Annotated in this window: 15 protein-coding genes; 10 read left to right on the top strand and 5 right to left on the bottom strand. The window is 73.0% G+C overall.

Annotated elements, in window-relative coordinates; all coding sequences use genetic code 11:
* Window positions 1-152: 152 nt before the first annotated feature.
* Window positions 153-2,498: a heavy metal translocating P-type ATPase gene (locus tag OG990_RS20815; protein ID WP_406076878.1), complete on the top strand. Its 2,346-nt coding sequence runs from the start codon at window positions 153-155 to the stop codon at window positions 2,496-2,498.
* An 18-nt stretch (window positions 2,499-2,516) separates the two neighbouring features.
* On the opposite strand, the gene OG990_RS20810 is transcribed toward OG990_RS20815, so the two are convergent.
* The 4 genes from OG990_RS20810 to OG990_RS20795 form a co-directional block, all read right to left on the bottom strand.
* A complete protein-coding gene (locus OG990_RS20810; RefSeq protein ID WP_328425118.1) occupies window positions 2,517-3,374 on the bottom strand; it encodes a universal stress protein in 858 nt (285 codons plus the stop codon).
* A gap of 10 nt (window positions 3,375-3,384) precedes the next feature.
* Window positions 3,385-5,778, bottom strand: coding sequence for a phosphoketolase family protein (locus OG990_RS20805; RefSeq protein WP_328425119.1), 2,394 nt, complete (start codon window positions 5,776-5,778; stop codon window positions 3,385-3,387).
* A 70-nt stretch (window positions 5,779-5,848) separates the two neighbouring features.
* Complete coding sequence (locus OG990_RS20800) at window positions 5,849-6,709, bottom strand: universal stress protein (RefSeq protein WP_328425120.1); 861 nt, start codon at window positions 6,707-6,709, stop codon at window positions 5,849-5,851.
* 139 nt (window positions 6,710-6,848) lie between these two features.
* Window positions 6,849-7,283 (bottom strand): VOC family protein, encoded by a 435-nt coding sequence (locus OG990_RS20795; protein ID WP_328425122.1) that lies wholly within the window; start codon window positions 7,281-7,283, stop codon window positions 6,849-6,851.
* Between the two features lie 157 nt (window positions 7,284-7,440).
* Between OG990_RS20795 and OG990_RS20790 the strand changes: the two genes are divergently transcribed.
* The 9 genes from OG990_RS20790 to OG990_RS20750 all read left to right on the top strand — a co-directional run bounded on the left by OG990_RS20790 (window position 7,441) and on the right by OG990_RS20750 (window position 15,298).
* Complete coding sequence (locus tag OG990_RS20790; protein WP_074318164.1) at window positions 7,441-7,677, top strand: HTH domain-containing protein; 237 nt, start codon at window positions 7,441-7,443, stop codon at window positions 7,675-7,677.
* Window positions 7,677-8,255 carry a Clp protease N-terminal domain-containing protein gene (locus OG990_RS20785; RefSeq protein ID WP_328426397.1) on the top strand — a complete coding sequence of 193 codons (579 nt, stop codon included), beginning with the start codon at window positions 7,677-7,679 and terminating at the stop codon, window positions 8,253-8,255. Before OG990_RS20790 ends, OG990_RS20785 begins: the two co-directional genes overlap by 1 nt.
* Window positions 8,256-8,364: 109 nt before the next feature.
* Complete coding sequence (locus OG990_RS20780) at window positions 8,365-9,369, top strand: diacylglycerol/lipid kinase family protein (protein WP_386989201.1); 1,005 nt, start codon at window positions 8,365-8,367, stop codon at window positions 9,367-9,369.
* On the top strand, window positions 9,362-10,363 hold the full coding sequence (locus OG990_RS20775) for a YihY/virulence factor BrkB family protein (protein ID WP_406076874.1): 1,002 nt from the start codon (window positions 9,362-9,364) through the stop codon (window positions 10,361-10,363). The genes OG990_RS20780 and OG990_RS20775 overlap by 8 nt, the downstream gene beginning before the upstream one ends.
* A 79-nt stretch (window positions 10,364-10,442) precedes the next feature.
* A complete protein-coding gene (locus tag OG990_RS20770; protein WP_406076873.1) occupies window positions 10,443-11,933 on the top strand; it encodes a phosphatase PAP2 family protein in 1,491 nt (496 codons plus the stop codon).
* Between the two features lie 7 nt (window positions 11,934-11,940).
* Window positions 11,941-12,756 carry an endonuclease/exonuclease/phosphatase family protein gene (locus OG990_RS20765; RefSeq protein WP_406076872.1) on the top strand — a complete coding sequence of 272 codons (816 nt, stop codon included), beginning with the start codon at window positions 11,941-11,943 and terminating at the stop codon, window positions 12,754-12,756.
* Between the two features lie 60 nt (window positions 12,757-12,816).
* On the top strand, window positions 12,817-13,530 hold the full coding sequence (locus OG990_RS20760; protein WP_406076870.1) for a hypothetical protein: 714 nt from the start codon (window positions 12,817-12,819) through the stop codon (window positions 13,528-13,530).
* 89 nt (window positions 13,531-13,619) lie between these two features.
* Window positions 13,620-14,144: a SigE family RNA polymerase sigma factor gene (locus tag OG990_RS20755; RefSeq protein ID WP_406076869.1), complete on the top strand. Its 525-nt coding sequence runs from the start codon at window positions 13,620-13,622 to the stop codon at window positions 14,142-14,144.
* Window positions 14,141-15,298, top strand: a complete 1,158-nt coding sequence (locus tag OG990_RS20750; protein WP_406076867.1) for a hypothetical protein — start codon at window positions 14,141-14,143, stop codon at window positions 15,296-15,298. The genes OG990_RS20755 and OG990_RS20750 overlap by 4 nt, the downstream gene beginning before the upstream one ends.
* A 265-nt stretch (window positions 15,299-15,563) precedes the next feature.
* On the opposite strand, the gene OG990_RS20745 is transcribed toward OG990_RS20750, so the two are convergent.
* A complete protein-coding gene (locus tag OG990_RS20745) occupies window positions 15,564-16,526 on the bottom strand; it encodes a TIGR03557 family F420-dependent LLM class oxidoreductase (protein WP_406076865.1) in 963 nt (320 codons plus the stop codon).
* Between the last annotated feature and the right edge of the window lie 280 nt (window positions 16,527-16,806).

Here is a 16,806-nt window from a genome sequence, read left to right as displayed (position 1 = left end):
TGGGGCATCGGAGGGCCTCCCGCAGGGGTCGCAGGTCCCGACCGGGCCCGGTCGTTCCGCCCGCTTGGAGCGCCGCCGACCCCCAGGTGGTGGGCCTGGCGAAACGTTCGGTGTGGGGTCGGTGGCGGGTCGCGGGCTGCGACGATGCGCAGGTGGGGGCCGAGTCGACCGAGTGTGTGGCGGAGCAGCCGGCCCGCGGCCGCGTGCGGCGCTGGTGGGCGTGGACGCCACTGGTCGGGCTCGCCGTCGCGGTGCTGGCGGGTGCGGTGCTGCGGATCGTCGGCCGAGCGGGCGTGGCCGACCTGATCTGGGCGGCCGTGACAGTGACCGCGCTCCTGCCCGCCGCCTGGTCGATGCTGCGGGCACTGTGGCACCGGCACTTCGGGGTGGACGTGATCGCCGTGCTGGCCCTGGCCGGCGCCCTCGGGGTCGGGGAGTACCTGGCCGGAGCGGTGATCGCGGTGATGGTGGCGACCGGACGGTCGTTGGAGGCGTACGCGCAACGTCGGGCGACCCGCGACCTGCGGGCACTACTGGAACGTGCCCCGCGTACCGCGCGTCGGCGTGGGCCCGACGGCGCGATCGAGGTGGTGCCGCTGGACCGGGTGGCGGTGGCTGACCGGTTGCTGGTCGGCCCGGGGGACGTGGTGCCGGTCGACGGGACCATCGACGAGGCGGCAACCCTGGACGAGTCGGTGGTGACCGGGGAGTCGCGGCTGGTCCAGCGAACGGCCGGCGAGGTGGTGGCCAGCGGTGTGGTCAACGCTGGCGCCGGGTTTGGCATGCGGGCGACGAAGAGCGCGGCGCAGAGCACCTACGCCGGGATCGTCCGGCTGGCCGAGGAGGCGACGGCCCACAAGGCCCCGATGGTCCGGCTGGCGGACCGGTACGCCGCCGCGTTCGTGCCGTTCACGCTGGTCCTGGCCGGGCTGGCGTGGCTGCTCTCCGGCGATCTGGTCCGGGCGGTGTCGGTGCTGGTGGTGGCCACCCCCTGCCCGCTGCTGTTGGCCACCCCGATCGCGATCGTGTCCGGGCTGTCCCGGGTTGCCCGGCGTGGGGTGCTGGTCCGCGACGGTGGTGCGCTGGAGCTGCTCGGGCGGGCCCGTACCCTGCTGGTGGACAAGACCGGCACGCTGACGGCCGGGCGTCCGCGTACCGCCGAGACGGTGGTTGCCCCCGGCGGCGACCGGGACGAGGTGCTGCGGCTGGCCGCCTCGGTCGAGCAGCTCTCCCCGCACGTGCTCGCCGCCGCGCTGGTCCGGCAGGCCCGCGAGCGGCGGCTGGCGCTGACCGAGCCCACCGGTGTGACCGAGGAGCCGGGACGGGGGGTCAGCGGCCGGGTCGACGGGCGGCTGATTCGGGTCGGCCAGTTCACCGGCGAGCTGCCCGAGTGGGCGGACCGGGCGCGGGCCCGCACCGAGCTGGCCGGTTGGTCCGCGGTGTGGGTCAGCGACGACGACGGCCCGCTCGGCGCGATCCTGCTGGAGGACCCGGTACGCCCCGACGCCCGCCGGACCGTGCGCCGGCTGCGCGCGGCGGGGCTGCGGCGGATCGTGATGGTCACCGGTGACCGGCCGGCCACCGCCGCCCAGGTCGCCGAGGCGGTCGGCGTGGACGACGTGCTCGCCCGCTGTACGCCGGAGGAGAAGGTGGCCCGGGTCCGGGCGGAGGCCGAGCGGGCGGTCACCGTGATGGTCGGCGACGGGGTGAACGACGCCCCGGCGCTGGCCCAGGCGCACGTGGGCGTGGCGATGGGCGCGACCGGCGCGAGCGCCTCGGCGGACGTGGCCGACGCGGTACTCACCGTGGACCGGCTGGACCGGCTCGCCGACGCGGTGGAGATCGCCCGGTACGCCCGCCGGATCGCGGTGCAGAGCGCCACCGTCGGGATGGGGCTCGCGGTGTTGGCGATGCTCGCGGCGGCGGCCGGCCGGCTGCCCCCGGTCGCTGGCGCGTTCCTTCAGGAGGGCATCGACGTGCTGGTCATCCTCAACGCGTTGCGGGCACTCGGCGGCGGGCTGCGCCGTCGGGACGTCCCACCGCGCACCCGCGAACTGCTCGCCCGCTACGCCGGGGAGCACCAGGCGGTGCGCGACGTGCTGGCCGGGCTGCGCGACACCGCCGACCTGGTCGCCACCGACCCGGGCTCGCCGAGGTGCCTGCCGGCGGTACGGGAGACGCACCGCCGGCTGACCGACCGGGTGCTGCCGCACGAGGCCGCCGAGGAACGGCAGCTCTACCCCGCGCTGGCCGATCCGCTGGGCAGCGGTGCGGCGACCTCGACGATGAGCCGGGCGCACGTGGAGATCCGCCGCCAGGTCGACCTGCTCGGCGCCCAACTCGCCCAGACCGCCGACGGCCGGCTGCGCCCGGACCAGGTCCCCGACCTGCTCGCCACCCTCTACGGATTGGACGCCGTGCTCCGTCTGCACCTGGTCCAGGAAGAGGAGGAGTTCTTCTCGCTCGACCCGTCCGACCCGGTGCCCGATCGCCGCTGATCCCGGGCCCGGCCGGCGTCAGCGTTCCCGGACCACCGCGACCGGGCAGTGGGTGTGCTGGATCAGCTGTTGGCTGACCGAGCCGAGCAGCATGCCGGCCAGCCCGCCCCGGCCCCGGCTGCCGACCACCACCAGCCGCGCGTCGCGGCTCGCCTCGATCAGCATGGCCGCCGGGCTGCCCGGGACCAGGTCGACGGTCACGGTCAGTTCGGGGAACGTCCGCCGCCATGGCTCCACGTTCTCCTCCACCGCGGCCCGCTCGTCCGGGACCCCGGCCGCCCCGCCGGGGCCGGGCGTCCAGGCCCGCAGGACGCGCAGCGGCACCCGCCGCTGGGCCGCCCGCTCGGCCGCGAAGCCGAGCGCCACCAGCGACGGCTCGGAACCGTCCACGCCGACCGCCACCGGCCCGGCCGTCGCGTCCGCCGGTGCGCTGCCGGCCCCGTCCCGGACCACCACGACCGGGCAGTGCGCGTGTGCGGCGACCGCCACCGCCGTCGATCCGGCCAGCAGCCCACCGAACCCGCCGTGGCCGCGGCTGCCGAGCACCAGCAGCCCGGCCTTGGCCGAGCGTTCCTGCAGTACCAGGGCGGGTGGCCCGTCGAACACCTCGCCGGTGACGGTGAGCCCGGGGTGCGCGGCCGCGGCCTTCGCCGCCGCGTCCCGGACCAACTCCTCCACCTGTCGCCGGGCGGCATCGTCCGGCCAGATGCCGGGCGCCACGCCCGGGCCGACCCAGCTGGCCACGGTCAGCCATTCGAAGACGTACGCCAGCCGCACCGGCTGGCCGCTGCGCCCAGCCTCGTCCAGCGCCCAGTCCAGGGCCACCGAGGCGTCGGTGGAGCCGTCGTAGCCGACCAGAATTTCCGAGTCGCGCACGTTGTCCTCCTCAGGGGTTGGTCGGGTCGATTTCCCGGACCCAGCGCCACTCCGCGACCTGTGGGTCATCCTCGCCGTGCCGGCGGGTGTAGTCGCGGGCCGACTGCCGGGCGTCGACCATCTGCTGGCGCAGGTGCGCGGCGCGGGCCGCCAGCCCGGGCACCCGGTCGATGACGTCGATGACCAGGTGGAAGCGGTCCAGGTCGTTGAGCATCACCATGTCGAACGGCGTGGTGGTGGTGCCCTCCTCCTTGTAGCCGCGCACGTGCAGGTTGTCGTGGTTGGTACGGCGGTAGGTGAGCCGATGAATCAACCACGGGTAGCCGTGGTAGGCGAAGATGATCGGCCGATCCGCGGTGAAGATGGTGTCGAACTCGTTGTCGGGCAGGCCGTGCGGGTGCTCGGTGGCCGGCTGGAGTCGCATCAGGTCCACCACGTTGACCAGCCGCACCCTCAGGTCCGGCAGGTGCCGGCGCAGCAGGTCGGCGGCGGCCAGCGTCTCCAGCGTGGGGACGTCCCCGCAGCAGGCGAGCACCACGTCCGGCTCGCTGCCGCCGTCGCTGCTGGCCCACTCCCAGATGCCCAGGCCGCGCCGGGTGTGCTGGATCGCCTCGGTCATCGACAACCAGTTCGGCGCCGCCTGCTTTCCGGCCACCACCACGTTGATGTAGTGCCGGCTGCGTAGGCAGTGGTCCATCGTCGCGAGCAGCGTGTTGGCGTCCGGCGGCAGGTAGACCCGGACCACCTCGGCCTTCTTGTTGACCACGTGGTCGATGAAGCCGGGGTCCTGGTGGGAGAAGCCGTTGTGGTCCTGTCGCCAGACGTGGCTGGAGAGCAGGTAGTTCAGTGAGGCGAGCGGCTGCCGCCAGGGGATGCCCCGGGTCACCTTCAACCACTTGGCGTGCTGGTTGAGCATCGAGTCGACGATGTGGATGAACGCCTCGTAGCTGGTGAACAGGCCGTGCCGGCCGGTCAGCAGGTAGCCCTCCAGCCAGCCCTGGCACAGGTGCTCGGAGAGCACCTCCATCACCCGGCCGTCCGGGGAGAGGTGCTCGTCGCTGGGCACCGTGTCGGCCACCCAGGCCCGGTCGGTCACCTCGAAGGCGGCGCCCAGCCGGTTGGAGGCGACCTCGTCCGGGCCGAACAGCCGGAACGTCTCCGGGTTGGCGGCGATGACGTCCCGGATCCACGCGCCGAGCACACCGGTCGCACCGGCCATCGGCTCGCCCGGCTGGGGGACGTCCACGCCGTACTCGCGGAAGTCGGGCAGGGTCAGGTCGCGGAGCACCACCCCGCCGTTGGTGACCGGGTTGGCGCTCATCCGCCGGTCGCCGTGCGGCGGCAGCGTGCACAGCTCGTCCACCGGCGCGCCGGTGGCGTCGAACAGCTCCTCGGGGCGGTAGCTGCGCAGCCAGCGCTCCAGCTCGGCCAGGTGCGCCGGGTTGTCCCGTACCCCGGACAGCGGCACCTGGTGGGCGCGGTAGGTGCCCTCCACCTGCGTGCCGTCGACCTCGCTCGGGCCGGTCCAGCCCTTCGGCGTCCGCAGGATGATCATCGGCCAGCGGGGACGCTCGACGGCGCCGCCGGAGCGCGCCTTGAGTTGGATCGCGGTGATCTCGTCCAGCGCCCGGTCCATCGTCGCGGCGAGCGTGCGGTGCACCTGGGCCGGGTCGTCGCCGGCCACCACGTACGGCTGGTAGCCCGAGCCGCGCATGAGGTCGAGCAGGTCCGCCTCGGGGATCCGGGCCAGCACGGTCGGACTGGCGATCTTGTAGCCGTTGAGGTGCAGGATGGGCAGCACCGCACCGTCGCGGGCCGGGTTGAGGAAGACGTTCGAGAGCCAACTGCCGGCCAGCGGCCCGGTCTCCGCCTCACCGTCGCCGATCACACAGGCGACCACCAGGTCCGGGTGGTCGAAGGCGGCGCCGTAGGCGTGGCTCAACGCGTACCCCAGCTCGCCGCCCTCGTGGATCGAGCCCGGCACCTCCGCCGCCACGTGGCTGGGAATGCCGCCCGGGAAGGAGAACTGCCGGAACAGCCGGGCCATCCCGGCCTCGTCGCGCGAGACGTCGTGATAGCGCTCCGACCAGGTGCCCTCCAGCCAGGTGTTGGCCACGATGGCCGGGCCGCCGTGCCCGGGACCGGTGACCAGCATGGCGTTCAGGTCGCGCGCCACGATCACCCGGTTGAGGTGGGCGTAGATCAGGTTGAGCCCGGGGCTGGTGCCCCAGTGACCGAGCAGCCGCGGCTTGATGTCGTCGACGGTCAGCGGCTCCCGCAGCAGCGGATTACCCAGCAGGTAGATCTGCCCGACGGTGAGGTAGTTCGCGGCTCGCCAGTAGGCGTCCAGACGGCGCAGCTCGTCGTCGGTGAGGGCACGGCGCGCGTCGAGAGCGGTGTCCATGATGCTGAACCTCTCGCGGGTAGGAGTGGGGCGTCCGGCGTCCAGCCTCGTCGCCGCCGACGCCCCAGGGTCAGGGCCGTTGGTCCCGGGTCGGGCGGACGTCGGGCCCAGTCAGCGGAATGTCGGTCAGCCCGCGGACGACGATCACCGGGGCCGGGGAGTGGTAGAGCAGGGACTGGGCGACCGAACCGAGCATTCCACGCCCCGGTTCGTCGCCGCGGGCGGCGACCAGCGTCAGCTGCGCCGAGCGCGACATGTCGACCAGCACCTGCTCGGGAGCGCCGCGGATGACGCGGCACTCGACCGGCACCTCCGTGCGGCGGGCGGCGTGGCGGGCCATCAGCTCGGTGAGCTGATCGGTGACCTCGGCGGTGTCCTCGTCGGGCTCCACCACCCGCAGCGCCAGCAGTCGGGCGCTGCGCCGGGTCGCGCACTCGAAGGCCCACTGCAGGGCGAGGGTCGAGCTGGGCGAGCCGTCCACCCCGACCAGCATCGGGCCCGGCGGCGGCGGGTCGTCGCGGACGACCAGCAGCGGGCAGCCGGCCCGTGCGGCCAGCTGCACGGCAGGCGTGTCGGACGCGACGCACTCGCCGCTGCCGGCCATCCCGCTGTCGCCGACCGCGAGCAGGAAGGCCGCCTCTGACCGGCGGATCAGGGTGAGCAGCGTGGCGTTCTCGATGATCTCGCCGCGTACGGTCAGTCCCGGCTCGACCTCGTGGGCGAGCTGGGCGGCCCGGGTGATCAGGTCTTCGGCGTGGTCCCGGGGCGCGGCGACGGTGTCTGCGGCGAAGGCCGCCTGCCAGTCGAAGACGTGCAGCAGGTGCAGCGGCCGGCCGTGGGTGGCGGCCTCCTGTGCGGCCAGTCGGACGACCGGGAGGTCGCGGTCCGAGCCGAGACCGACCAGCACCGCTGCATCGGCGGATGCGGCCATCCGACATCACCTCCCGGGCGTCGCGCCCGGCACGACCACGCTGTCCCTGACCGAGGGTAGTCGGGTGGTCACGATGGTGGGCCGGTTCGGGGGTGCTGTCGATGTGGGTTCTCAGCGGAGGTGCCACGTTCGTGGCCACTCAGTCGAGACAGAACTCGTTGCCCTCGATGTCCTGCATCACGAGGCACGACTCGTTGTCGCCATCGGCAAGCAGTAGTCGCACGCGTGCCGCGCCGAGCGGGACCAGTCGTGCGCATTCGGCCTCAAGTGCGGCCAGGCGCTCTTCACCCACGAGCCCGGTGCCGACCCGCACGTCAAGATGCAGCCGATTCTTGACGACCTTGCCTTCGGGGACGCGCTGGAAGAACAGTCGCGGGCCCACACCTGAGGGATCACTGCATGCGAACGCTGAACCCTGTTGCTCAGGCGGCAGCGCGCGATCGAACTCGTCCCAGGTGGCGAACCCCTCCGGTGGCGGCGGTACGACGTACCCCAACACCTCGCACCAGAAGCGAGCGACGCGCTCAGGCTCTGCGCAGTCGAAGGTGACTTGGAACTGCTTGACCGACGCCATCGGTCCACCATAGGGGCGGGGTCTTTCGTTGTCTCCACGGACCCGCCCCTGGTGGTGAGAACGGATCAACCTCGCTGAGCACCCACAGTCGATTCCTGGCCGCGGCGTTCGTCAACTGGGGTTGACACGAGTGGCGCTGTCAACGTATGTTGACGGCATGAGTCAGGCGACGGAACTCGCGGCGGCAGCCGGCAGCACCGACCCCCGGGTCGGGCTGCGCGCCGTCCGCGCGCTGCGCCGGCTGCTCGAGCGGCTCGAGGTGGTCCAGGTGGACAACGCCCGTCGACAGGGCTGGTCCTGGCAGGAGATCGCCGACGCGCTCGAGGTCAGCCGGCAGGCGGTGCACAAGAAGCACGCCGGGCGGCCGGCGGTCAATCAATCCTGGGAGGCGTGATGTTCGAACGGTTCACCGACCGGGCGCGCGACGTGGTGCACCGGGCGCTGGAGGAGGCGCGGGCCGAGGGCCAGCGCCCGGTCGGCACCGAGCACCTGCTGCTCGCCCTGACGGCCGACGAGGCCGGCCTGGCCAGCCGGGTGCTGGCCGACGCCGGGGTACGCGCCGACGACCTGCGCGAGCGGGTCCGCCGACACACGGCCAGCGGCGGCGCCGGCCTCGGCGACGCGGACGCGGCGGCGCTGCGCGAGATCGGCATCGACCTGGCCGCGATCGTGGCCCGAATCGAGCAGTCCTTCGGCCCGGACGCACTGCGCGAGGCTGTGCCGGCACCGCGCCGCCGCTGGGGCCGCCGGCGCTTCCTCGGCGGGCCGTTCTCGCCCCGGTCCAAGAAGGTGCTGGAGTTGTCGCTGCGGGAGGCGCTGCGGCTGCGTCACCGCCACATCGGCACCGAGCACATCCTGCTCGGGGTGCTCCGCGAGGGCCAGGGCCTGGGTGCGCTGGTGCTCACCGAGGCCGGGGCTGACCTCGACGATCTGCGCCGACGGGTGGAGAGCGCGCTGCGGACGGCGGCCTGACAGCGGTCGCGTGAAACAGCGGCAGGCGTGTTGAAACCTGTCTGTGGCACTTCCGACGCCGGCCGCTCGTGGGCTCGCTGAAGGCGTACCGGTGCTGCACACTGGCGCCGTGGATGCTGGACAGGAAAGGCGGCCCTCGGGCGGCGACGGCGGGCTGCGGTCCGCCGTCGTGGTCAACCCGGTGAAGGTCGACGATCTCGACGAGCTGCGCCGCACCGTGAACGACGCCCTCGCCGCCGCCGGCTGGCCCGAGCCGCAGTGGTTCGAGACCACTGCCGACGACCCCGGGCGCGGCCAGACCGAGCAGGCCGTCAAGGCCGGCGTCGACCTGGTCTTCGCCTGCGGTGGCGACGGCACCGTGATGTCCTGCGTCAGCGGCCTGGTCGGCACGGACGTGGCGCTGGCCGTGCTGCCCCAGGGCACCGGCAACCTGCTCGCCGCCAACCTGGGTCTTTCCACGGACATGGCCGCCGGGCTGCAGGTCGCCATCGAGCGCGGCCGACGGCTGCTCGACGTCGGCGCCGTCGAGGACCAGTACTTCACCGTGATGGCCGGCATGGGCTTCGACGCCCAGATGCTGGCCGCCACCTCCGAGACCACCAAGGCCCGGATCGGCTGGCCGGCGTACGTGGTGGGTGCCGCCCGGCACCTGCGGGACCGGCCGATGCGGGTGCAGATCCGCATCGACGACCGCCCGCCGGTGCGCCGCCGGGCCCGCTCGGTACTGATCGCCAACGTGGGCCGGCTCCAAGGCGGCGTGCGGCTGCTCACCGAGGCCGAGCCGGACGACGGCTGGCTCGACATCGCGGTGCTCACCCCACGCAACCTGCGGCACTGGCTCGCGCTCGGCTGGGCCGTGATCCGCCGCAACGGCCAGGTGCCGCAGATGGAGGTGTTCCGCGGCCGGCGCGTGGTGGTCACCAGCAACCGGGCCCAGCCCCGGGAGCTGGACGGCGACCTCATCTCCCCGGGCCGGCAGCTGCGGGCGGAAGTCCGGCCGCAGGCGCTCTGGCTCTGCGTGCCACAGCCCGAGGACGCCCCCGACCTGGCCGTCGACGCGCAGCGAGCCGGGGAGCGGGGCGAGCAGCTGATCGAGGAAGCGCGCCGTGAGTAGCACCCGGATCGTGCCGGAGACCCGGCTGATGGCCGACGAGGAGCTGTCCGCCGACGACGCCTGGCACACGCTGCGCCGCCAGGGCGGCTGGCACCTGCTGCGGGACGCCTTCATCCGTTTCCGCTACGGCGACGGGTTCAGCCACGCCCGGGCCTTCGCGCTGCAGCTCTGCCTCGCCGTGGTGCCGTTCATGATCGCCCTCACCGGCCTGATCAGCGAGCTGGGCGTCGAAGAGGGCGGCCGCGTGGTCGCCGACACCGTCCTGGCGCTCACCCCCGGCCAGAGCGAGCAGGTGGTCGCCGAGCTGCTCGGCGAGGGCGAACGTGTCGAGGACGCGGGCGAACTGGCGCTCACCCTCGGCCTGCTCACCGGGCTGGTCGCGCTGACCACCACGATGGCCCAGATCGAACGGGGCGCCAACCGCATCTACGGCGTGGAGCGGGACCGCCCGGCGCTGCGGAAGTACTTCCGTGCCGCCGTGCTGGCCCTCACCGCCGGCCTGCCCGCGTTGGCCGGCTTCCTGATCCTGGTCGCCGGCGGCGCGGTGGGCGACTCGGTGCGGGAGCACTACGAGTGGGGTGCGGTCGCCACCGGCGTCTGGAACGTGATCCGCTTCCCGCTGAGCCTCGGGCTGACCGTGCTCGCCGTGGCGGTGCTGTTCCGGCGCGCGCCGCGCCGCAAGCAGCCCGGCCTCTCCTGGCTGTTCTTCGGCGCCGGCATCGCCACGGCGCTGTGGTGGCTGGCCAGCCTGCTGCTCGCCGCGTACGTGCGGTTCAGCGACGACTTCGGCCAGACCTACGGCGCGTTGACCGGGATGATGGCGCTGCTGCTCTGGGCCAACCTCACCGGCATGGCGCTCTTCGGCGGGCTGGCCTTCGCCGCCCAGCTGGAGGCGTTGCGCATCGGCGTGCAGGAGCCCGCCCAACCTGACCTTTGGGAGCCGGAGGCCGACCGCGCCGAGCTCTTCGACACCGGGGACATGACGGCCCTGTAGCCGCCGCGTCCGACGTCCGCGTGTACGGGAGGCGCCGATCGGGTAAAGCGCACCGCCAGGCAGACAAGGGAGGTGCGGGGTGACCGCGGTCAAAGAGGTGGTGCGGCGTCCGATCGGGCATTTCGCCGAGCGGAGCATCGCTGGTCTGGCGGCCGTCACCGGCGCCGGGGTGGCCTTCGGGCTGCTGTTGTTGCTCGTCCGGGTGCGGTGGAGCCCGTTGCAGGACGCCGACCACGCGGTCGCCGATTGGTTCAACGATCTCGTCGCCCCGTACCACGCACTCGTCATTGTGCTCCAGGCGGTGACCGACCTGGGCGGCCGGCCGATCCTCATCTGGCTGGTCACCATCGCCGTGGTCGGATTGCTGATCCGGCGGCAGCCACGGCTGGCCGTCTACCTGATCATCACCGGGGTCGGCGGCCTGATCCTCGACCCGTCGCTGAAGACGCTGGTCGGCCGGCTCCGCCCGGTGGTGGACCTGCCAATCGCCAGCGCCCCGGGCAACAGCTTCCCGAGCGGGCACGCGCTCGGCTCGTTCGTCGCGTACGGGGCGCTGCTGCTGGTCTTCCTGCCGGCGATGGCGCCCCGCTGGCGTAAGCCGGCGATCGTCGCGGTCGGCGTGCTGGTCACCCTGATCGGGCTGACCCGGATCGCGCTGGGCGTGCACTTCGTCTCCGACGTGCTGGCCGGCTGGCTGCTCGGCGCCGCCTGGCTCGGTGTCACCTCGTACGCCTTCCAGCTGTGGCGGCGTGAACGGGGCCGCCCGGTCCCGCCGTTGACCGAGGGGCTGGAGCCGGAGGCCGGGCACGACATCGCCCCCGCCCCGGCCGAGGAGCACGTGCTGGCCCACCCCCGCTCAGCGGTGGCTGAGCTGCTGGTCGGCTGGGTGCTGGTGTTCGGGGCGCTGTACGCCTTCGGCACGTACGTCAGCTACCACGCCAAGGGCACCTTCTTCGACACCCTCGACACCGAGGTGCCGCGCTGGTTCGCCGACCGGCACAGCGAGGTGCTGACCGAGGTGAGCTGGTGGTGGAGCAAGTTCGGCGACACCCACGCCATCCTGCTCATCGCGGTGGTGTTCTGCCCGCTGGTGCTGGCGGTGTGGCGGCGCTGGCGGCCGGTGCTGTTCGTGGCGCTGGCGATGGTCGGCGAGCTGACCCTCTTCCTTGCCTCCGCAAGGGCGGTCGACCGGCCGCGCCCGGCGGTGGAGAACCTGGACGGGCAGATGCCCACCTCGTCGTTCCCGTCCGGGCACATCGCGGCGACCATCTGCATCTGGCTGGCGATCGCCGTCATCGTGCTGCCGCGTACCGATCGCTGGTGGCGTTGGATCCTCGTGGCCCTGGCGGTGATCATGCCGGTCGGGGTGGCCACCTCCCGGATGTACCGGGGGATGCACCACCCGACCGACTTCATGGGCGCGATGCTGCTCTCCGCGCTCTGGATCGGGCTGCTCTACCTGGTCATCCGGCCGAACGCCGACGTGCGGGAGGGCAACCAACCGAGCATCGAGTCGGAGGACGTGGACACCCTCGACGACGAGCTGGCCAGGGCCGGCCGGGCGGACTGAGCGTCCCGTGCTGCGGGTGATGACCTGGAACATCCGGACCGGCGGTCGAGACCGGGGTGGCTCCGACCGGTGGGACCTGCTGGTCGAGGTGATCACCGCGCAGGCGCCGGACGTGCTGGCCTTGCAGGAGCTGCGCGGCTTCGACCGCGGCGGGCTCCTGGCCGAGGTGGCGGGTCGGGTGGGGATGACACCCCACCTGGCCCGGTCCTGCTTCGGACAGCCGGTGGCGGTGCTGGTCCGGCCGCCGCTGCGGGTCGTCGCCGCGGGGTCGCTGCGCCGGCCGTTCCACCACGCCGCCGCCCGCGTCGTGGTGGCCACCTCGGCCGGTCCGCTGACCGTGCTCGGCACCCACCTCTACCCGTACTCCGGGGGACGGCGGCGGATGGAGGTCGACTGGCTGGTGGCCGCGCTGCGACGCGCCCAGGGGCCACTGACGCTGGTCGCCGGTGACCTCAACTCGCTCGACCCGACCGTCGACCACACCGTGCGCCTGGCCGGGATGCCCGCTCTCTACCGGCGGCGCCACCTGCGGCGGGGCGGCGGCGCCGTGGACACCCGCGTTGTCGCCCGGCTGCTGGCCGCCGGCCTGGTCGACCTCTGGCCGTCGGCCGCCGCCGGAGCACCGGAGGCCGACGGCCGCACCGTGCCCACCCGGTTCGGCGGGGCCGAGTTCGCCGGGATGCGACTGGACTACCTGTTCGGGACCCCGGCGCTGGCCGAGCGGGTCCGGGAGTGCCTGGTGATCCGTGGCGGGGCGGCGGACACCGCCTCCGATCACTATCCGTTGCTGGCCGATCTGGACCTGGACCCAGCCCCACGCTGAGCGGTCCGCTAGGTGCGACCGGGACCCCAGGCGTGGCGCGGGCCCGTTACGGTGCCCACCGTGACCGACCGTTCGACCGTCCGCCCGCCGCTGCCCGGCGCGCCCACTGTGGCCGGTCCGGCCGCCGACCCGCCGGCCGCCGCCGAGCTTCCGCTCGTCGCGGCCGTCGCGCGCGGTGTGGCGCTGGTCGTGGTGCTGCCGGTACGCCTGCTCTGGGAGCTGATCGCGGCCACCGGCCGGCTGCTGTACCGCTACTTGCTCGGCCCGACCGGCCGGTTCCTGCGCCGCTGGCTGCTGGCGCCGCTGGCCTGGGCGCTGCACCGACTCCTGTGGGTCCCGCTGGTCTGGGTCGCCCGCACGTTCGTCTGGCTCCCCCTGGTCTGGCTCGGCCACGTCATGGCCTGGGTGGCCCGCGTGGTGCTCCGCCCGCCGTTGGTCCTGTTCGGCCGGGCGTTGGTCTGGCTCGTCGAGCACCTGGTGGTACGGCCGCTGCGCTGGTTGGGCACGGTGCTCGCGCCGGCCGGCCGGCTGGTGGTCGCCGCCGTGGTGGGGGCGTGGCGGGTGGCCGGGTGGTTGCTGCGGCTGCTGTACCGACCGCTGCTGCGCGGTCTGCGGTGGGCCTGGTCGGCCATCGTCGTGCCGGTGGCGCGTGGCGTCGGGGCGGCGTGGCGGGCCACCGTGTCACCGGTGGCCCGCTGGATCCGCCGTTCGGTGCTCGATCCGGCTCGGCTGGCCTCCCGTGAGGTGCTCACCGCCCTCGGCCTGCGCCGCTGACGCCGGCCGCGCCGGTGCGCGTGCAACCTGATCCAGATCCGCGTCCATCCATAGGGTGACAGCGTCGGAATCCGGAACGGGAGTGGTTGATGCATGCCGCACAACGGCACGAGTACGTCGAGTTCGTCACCGGAGTGACCGAGAAACTGCGACGCACCGCCTACCTGTTGACCGGTGACCGGCACCGGGCCGACGACGTGGTGCAACAGACGCTCACCCAGCTCTTCGTGAAGTGGCCCCGGGTACGGCAGGCCGACAACGTCAGTGCGTACGTCCATCGGATGCTGGTCAACGCGTTCAAGCAGGAGCGGCGGTCCCGCTGGTGGGGCGTTCAGTTGTTCGACCGCACACCCGAGCCGGTGCCCCGCGGTGCGCTGTCCGGGCCGGGTGACGCCGCCGCGGACGCGGTGACGGTGCGTGCCGCGCTGGCGGCGGTGCCACCCGGCCAGCGGGTGGTCCTGGTGCTCCGGTTCTACGCCGACCTGAGCGTCGAGCAGACCGCCGAGGTGCTGGGCTGCTCGACCGGGAACGTCAAGAGTCAGACCGCGCGGGGGCTGACCGCGCTGCGCCGGCAGTTGCCGCAGGACGCGGAGTCGAAGGGAGTGGCCCGGTGATCGATCAGGAGGAGACGTACGTGCGGAGCCTGTTGGCGCGCGCGGCCGACGACCTGCCCGGCGGCGGGGTGTCGATGGAGAGGGCGTTGGCCGACGGCGAGCGGACGGTCCGCCGGCACCGACAGTTGACCGCGGTTGGGGCGGTGGCCACGGTGTTGGCGTTGCTCGGCTCGGCCGCCCTGCTGGCCGGTGTCCGGCCGTCGGTGGGCCCGTCGCCTGCGGGCGATCCGTCGCCGTCCGCGACGGCCCCGGCGGGACCGCCCACGGTGGCACCGGAGGCATTTGATCCGACGCTGCGGCTGTTCCGGCTCGGGTCGGTGACGGCCGAGGCGGTCAGCCAGTCGTACCGGACGGATGTGAAGGTCCTGGCGGTGGACGCGAGCGTTCCCGAGGCGATCAGCCCCGGCGGGCCGGTGGAGCCGGGGCCGATCATGGGCGTGGGCCGGTCGGTGACCGTGCGGCTGGGTGCGCGTGGGGTGGATCTCTTCGCCAACCAGCGGCAGCGGAGCGAGTTGGACGGTCCGCCGCCGCCGGTCGCCCTGCCCGGCGCACCGGTGGCACCGGTCGACGGGCACTCGGCCTTCCTCTACACCGACGGCAGCGAGACGCTGCTCTCCTGGCAGTACGCGCCGGACGGCTGGATGTCGATCCGCATGTCGAAGGTCGACCATCCCGAGGAGCTCGGCCGCCAGATCGCGGCGGGGCTGGTGTGGGAGACCCAGCGGGTGAGCGTCCCGTTCGCGCCGGTCGCCGTACCGGCCGGGGCCACGCTGAAGGGCACCGAGGTGCGGATGTACAACGGAAAGTGGCTGGACGTCGACGTCCACTACCGCACGGGTGGGCCGGGCCCCCGTCAGGACCTCAGCATCGGCGTGAGCAACGGGAAGTTCGCCGGTGACGGAAGCGACTTCGAGGAGTCCCGCACGATGGTGGCGGGCCGCGTCGGGTCGGTGATGAGCGATGACGCGGGCGTCGGAGTGTTCCGGGTGGCGCAGGTGCCCGGCTGCTCGGGATGTGTCACCGAGGTCTCGACGGAGAGTCCGGCCGGCGCGAGCGCGGTGGGTGGCCGCGACGGGGGCCTGGAAATGGCCGCCTCGATGCGGATGATCGAGGGCTGGAACGATCGGGCGTCCTGGCGTCCGCTCCAGCGGTGAATGCGGTGGCCGACCCGGCGTCGGGTCGGCCACCGGACCGCCGGCTCGGCTCAGAGCACCAGATTGAGCAGTACGGTGAGCACCACCGACGCGACGATCGATGCGAGGATCATCAGCAGGCAGCCGAGACCTCCACCGAACGGCCGGATCTCCGTGTTGCCAAAGCGCATGAGGTTTCACCTGTCCGTGAGTGTGGCTACGACGACCAGCCGAGCGTTCGGGACCAGCCGGGTCATCTGGTCCCGCCAGTCAAACGGGGCAGTGCTCACAGCGAGCGCAGCCGGGGCAGCAACTCCTCCTGCGCCCAGTCCAGGAACATCGGCTGGGTCTCCCCGCCGACCTGGACGATAGCCACGTGGGTGAAGCCGGCGTCGACGAACTTCCGGAACGCCTCGACGTGCGTGTCCACGTCCGGGCCGCAGGAGATGCCCTCGGCGACGTCCTCCTCCCGGACGAACTGGGAGGCGGCGGCGAAGGAGTCCGGGCCGGGCAGTTCGGCGTTGACCTTCCAGCCCAACCCGAACCAGCGGAACTGGTCGTGCACGATCTTGCGGCACTCCGCCTCGTCCGGGCCGTAGCAGATGGGCACCTGCCCGTAGCGGGGTTGGCCGGCGCCGCCGGCGTCGTCGTACATCTCGATGATGTGCCGGTCGGGCTCGGTGGCCACGAGGCCGTTGCCGTACTCGGCGGCGAGGGTGGCGGACTGTCGGCCGGAGGCGGCGATGGCCATGGGAACCGGCCGTTCCGGGCGGTCCCAGACGTAGGCGTCGGGCACGTCGAAGTGGTTGCCGGAGAAGGTCAGCGACTCGCCGTTGAGCAGCGGCCGGATGACCTGCAACGCCTCCTCGAACATCTCGTGCCGCTGCTGCACGTGTGGCCAGCCGCCGACCACGTGCTCGTTGAGGTTCTCCCCGGCGCCCAGGCCGAGGGTGAACCGGCCGTCCGAGAGTGCCCCGATCGTGCTGGCCTTCTGCGCCACGACGGCCGGGTGGTAGCGGCGGATCGGGCAGGTCACGAAGGACATCAGCTCCGCGCGGGAGGTGGCGTGGGCGACCGCGCCGAGCACCGACCAGGCGTACGGGGAGTGGCCCTGTGCGTCCAGCCAGGGGGAGTAGTGATCGGACACCACCAGTTGGTCGAAGCCGGCAGCCTCGGCCCGGACCGCGTGGTCGATCAACTGCTTCGGACCGGACTGCTCGCACATCAGGGTGTAGCCGACACTGACCATCCTGGTTTCCCTTCCCACCGGCGACGTTCCCGGGATACCCCGGTCGGCAGCGGTCAACCATCCCGTCCGGTTCCGACGGACAACGCTTGACGGATGACGATGGCCTGCATACGGTCGCTCTTAACCGGTTAAGAGTCCGGTGTGGCGTACATCCTGTGGTGGGGATGACCGCCCCGTGACGGCCCGCGTCCGCGTGGGCCGTCACGGCTGTCTGCCGCCCGGATCCGGCCACTGAACCGGTTGCGCCGACCGATCCATCGTCCTACGCTGATGCCTGCGC

Origin of the sequence: Micromonospora sp. NBC_00858, assembly GCF_045207365.1 — a bacterium.
In the GTDB taxonomy this organism is placed as follows: Bacteria; Actinomycetota; Actinomycetes; order Mycobacteriales; family Micromonosporaceae; genus Micromonospora.
This window is presented reverse-complemented; position numbering and strand designations above follow the sequence as displayed.